The sequence below is a fragment of the Streptomyces poriferorum genome (assembly GCF_019399235.1).
Lineage (GTDB): Bacteria > Actinomycetota > Actinomycetes > Streptomycetales > Streptomycetaceae > Streptomyces > Streptomyces poriferorum.
The window spans coordinates 1-3,426 of sequence record NZ_JAELVH010000477.1 but is presented as its reverse complement, the minus strand read 5'-3'; the positions used below and the strand labels follow the sequence as shown (position 1 = coordinate 3,426).

Genomic DNA, 3,426 nt, shown 5'->3' with positions numbered 1-3,426 from the left:
TCCCCGGCCGCCCCCGCCAGCGCCTCCAGCACCGGGGCGATCAGCGGATGCGCCTCCGCGCCCCGCCGCACGGCCGCGAAGACCCGGCGGGTGGGCGCGCTGCCCTGCACCGGGCGGACCACCACACCGGCCAGGGCCACCCCGCGCAGCGCGGAACGCGGGACCAGGGCCACTCCGGCGCCGGCGCCCGCGAGTGCGACCACCGCGTGGAAGTCGTCCGAGGAGTGTTCGAGGTTCGGTGCGAATCCGGCGTACTCGCAGGCCAGGACGACCACGTCGTGGCACGGGTTGCCCGGGTAGGGGCCGATCCACTCGTCCTTCGCCAGGTCGGCGAGGGCCACCTGCTCCTGGCCGGCCAGCCGGTGTCCCACCGGGAGCACCGCGTCGAACGGTTCCGAGTACAGCGGTACGCGGGTGAGCCGCCGGTCGTCCTCACCCGGTGCGCCGCGGTACTCGACGGCGACCGCCACATCGACCTGCCGGTCGAGCACCATGGGGACGCTCGCGTCGCCCTCGGCGTCCTGGACGCGGACCTTGATGCCGGGTGCGGTCCTGTTCAGGGCGGCGATCGCGGGGGCGAGGACCAGGCCGATGCCGGTGGCGAAGGCGGCGACGGTGACCGTACCGGCGTCACCCGCGCTGTACGCCGCCAGTTCGGCCTCGGCCCGTTCCAGCTGGGCCAGCACCGCGTTGGCGTGGGTCAGCAGGATCTCCCCGGCGGGGGTGAGCCGGGCGCCGCGGGCGTTCCGCTCGACCAGCCGGTGGCCGGTCTCCTGATCCAGCGCGGCGAGCTGCTGGGAGACGGCGGAGGGGGTCAGATACAGCGCGGCGGCCGCGGCCGTCACCGTGCGGTGGTCCGCCACCGCACGCAGGATGCGCAGCCGCCGTGCATCGATCATGTGCCCTATTGTCCCAGGTCGCGAAGGACGCCCCCGCCGGGCCTCACTCCCCCAGCGCCGCCCGAGCGTCGACGAAGGCGTCGACCGCCCGGTTGACGTCCGCGGTGGAGTGCGCGGCGGAGAGCTGGACGCGGATGCGGGCCGCGCCCTGCGGGACGACCGGGTACGAGAACCCGATCACGTACACACCGCGCTCCAGGAGCAGCTCCGCCATCCTGCCTGCCTTCGCCGCGTCCCCGATCATCACGGGGGCGATGGCGTGGTCGCCGGGCAGGACGTCGAAGCCCTCCTCGGTCATCCGGGTTCGGAAGAGCGCGGTGTTGGCGTTGAGCTGCTCGCGCAGGTCGCCGGCGGACTCCAGCAGGTCGATGACCTTCAGGGAGGCCGCCGCGATGACCGGGGCGAGCGAGTTGGAGAAGAGGTACGGGCGCGAGCGCTGGCGCAGCAGCGCCACGATCTCGGCGCGGGCGGCCACGTAACCGCCGGACGCGCCTCCGAGCGCCTTGCCGAGGGTGCCGGTGATGATGTCGACGCGGTCCATCACGTCGTGCAGTTCGGGCGTTCCGCGCCCGCCCGGGCCGACGAAGCCGACGGCGTGCGAGTCGTCGACCATGACCATGGCGTCGTAGCGCTCGGCGAGGTCGCAGATCTCGCGGAGCGGGGCCACGTACCCGTCCATGGAGAAGACGCCGTCGGTGACGACGAGGCGGCGCCGGGCCCCGGACGCCTCCTTGAGCTGCTGCTCCAGGTCGGCCATGTCGCGGTTGGCGTAGCGGAAACGCTTGGCCTTGCACAGCCGGATGCCGTCGATGATCGAGGCGTGGTTGAGGGCGTCGGAGATGACCGCGTCCTCCGGGCCGAGGACCGTCTCGAAGACTCCGCCGTTGGCGTCGAAGCAGGAGGAGTAGAGGATCGTGTCCTCCTGGCCCAGGAACGAGGAGAGCCGCTGCTCCAGCTCCTTGTGGACCTCCTGGGTGCCGCAGATGAAGCGGACGGACGCCATGCCGTAGCCCCAGCGGTCCAGCGCCTCGTGCGCGGCGGCGATCACGTCGGGGTGGTCGGCGAGACCCAGGTAGTTGTTGGCGCAGAAGTTCAGCACCTCACCGGGGCGGCCGCCCGCGGTGACGGCCACGGTCGCGGACTGCGGGGTGCCGATGACGCGCTCGGGCTTGTGCAGCCCGGCGGCCTCGATCTCCTGGAGAGTGGTGCGCAGATCGTCGCGTACGGAGTCGAACATGCGGAATTCCTTAAGGGTTTCGAAAGGCCGGGCGATCCGGTTTCAGACGGTCCAGTCGAGGATGACCTTGCCGCCGAGTCCGCTCGCCGCGTCGTCGAAGGCCGCCTCGAAGTCGCGGTAGCCGTACCGGCCGGTGATGACGGGGGCGAGGTCGAGGCCGCCCTCCAGCAGGACGGACATGGCGTACCAGGTCTCGTACATCTCGCGGCCGTAGATGCCCTTGACCGTGATCATGGAGGTGACGATCCGGGACCAGTCGACGGCGAACTCCTCGGACGGCAGTCCGAGCATCGCGATGCGGCCGCCGTGCGTCATGTTCGCGATCATGTCGCGCATCGCCTCGGGGCGGCCGGACATCTCCAGGCCGATGTCGAAGCCCTCGCGCAGCCCGAGCTCCCGCTGGCCGTCGGCGATGGACTGCTCGCCGACGTCGAGGGCGAGGCTGACGCCGACCTTGCGGGCGAGCTCCAGGCGGGCCTCGCTGACGTCGGTGATCATGACGTTGCGGGCGCCCGCGTGCTTGGCGACGGCGGCGGCCATGATGCCGATCGGGCCGGCGCCGGTGATGAGGACGTCCTCGCCGACCAGCGGGAACGACAGCGCGGTGTGCACGGCGTTGCCGAACGGGTCGAAGATCGCGGCGATGTCCAGGTCGACGGGGACCCGGTGGACCCACACGTTGGACGCGGGCAGGGCGACGTACTCGGCGAAGGCCCCGTCGCGTCCGACGCCGAGCCCCAGCGTGGAGCGGCAGAGGTGGCGGCGTCCGGCCAGGCAGTTGCGGCACTTGCCGCAGACCAGGTGGCCCTCGCCGCTGACCAGGTCGCCGACGGCGATGTCGACGACGTCGGAGCCGATCGCGGCGACCTCGCCGACGAACTCGTGGCCGAGGACGAGCGGGGTCCTGATGGCGTTCTGCGCCCAGCCGTCGTAGTTACGGATGTGCAGGTCGGTGCCGCAGATGCCGGTGCGGAGCACCTTGATCAGCACGTCCGAGGGGCCGGTCTCCGGCTCGGGCACGTCCATCAGCCAGAGTCCCGGCTCGGCCTTCTGCTTCACGAGTGCCTTCACGGCTGCGGCTCCCTGTACCTGGTGCGGCGTTGATGTCCCCGGGCCGGGGGCATGCCGAAGGAAGCCTGCGGCCCGGGGAAGTATGAGAGGGACTGCGTGGCAGCGCGTTCGACCGGCTGCCGCGCACCATCCTCCGCCGTCACGGAGCAATCTGCCGTACCCCGCGCCCCAGGTCCATCGAGGTTTTCTTAAGCGCGCCCGCAGCTTGGCTTCACGCCC

3 protein-coding genes are annotated in these 3,426 nt (G+C 71.7%); all 3 read right to left on the bottom strand.

Going from position 1 to position 3,426, the window contains the following annotated elements; translation table 11 throughout:
• On the bottom strand, positions 1-899 hold an 899-nt coding region (locus JGS39_RS38660; protein ID WP_219574445.1), incomplete at its 3' end, for a LysR family transcriptional regulator.
• A 43-nt stretch (positions 900-942) separates the two neighbouring features.
• A complete protein-coding gene (locus JGS39_RS38655) occupies positions 943-2,136 on the bottom strand; it encodes a glycine C-acetyltransferase (RefSeq protein WP_219574444.1) in 1,194 nt (397 codons plus the stop codon).
• A 42-nt stretch (positions 2,137-2,178) separates the two neighbouring features.
• Entirely contained in the window at positions 2,179-3,207 is a 1,029-nt protein-coding gene (tdh, locus tag JGS39_RS38650; RefSeq protein ID WP_219574443.1) for an L-threonine 3-dehydrogenase, read from the bottom strand.
• Positions 3,208-3,426: the final 219 nt, after the last annotated feature.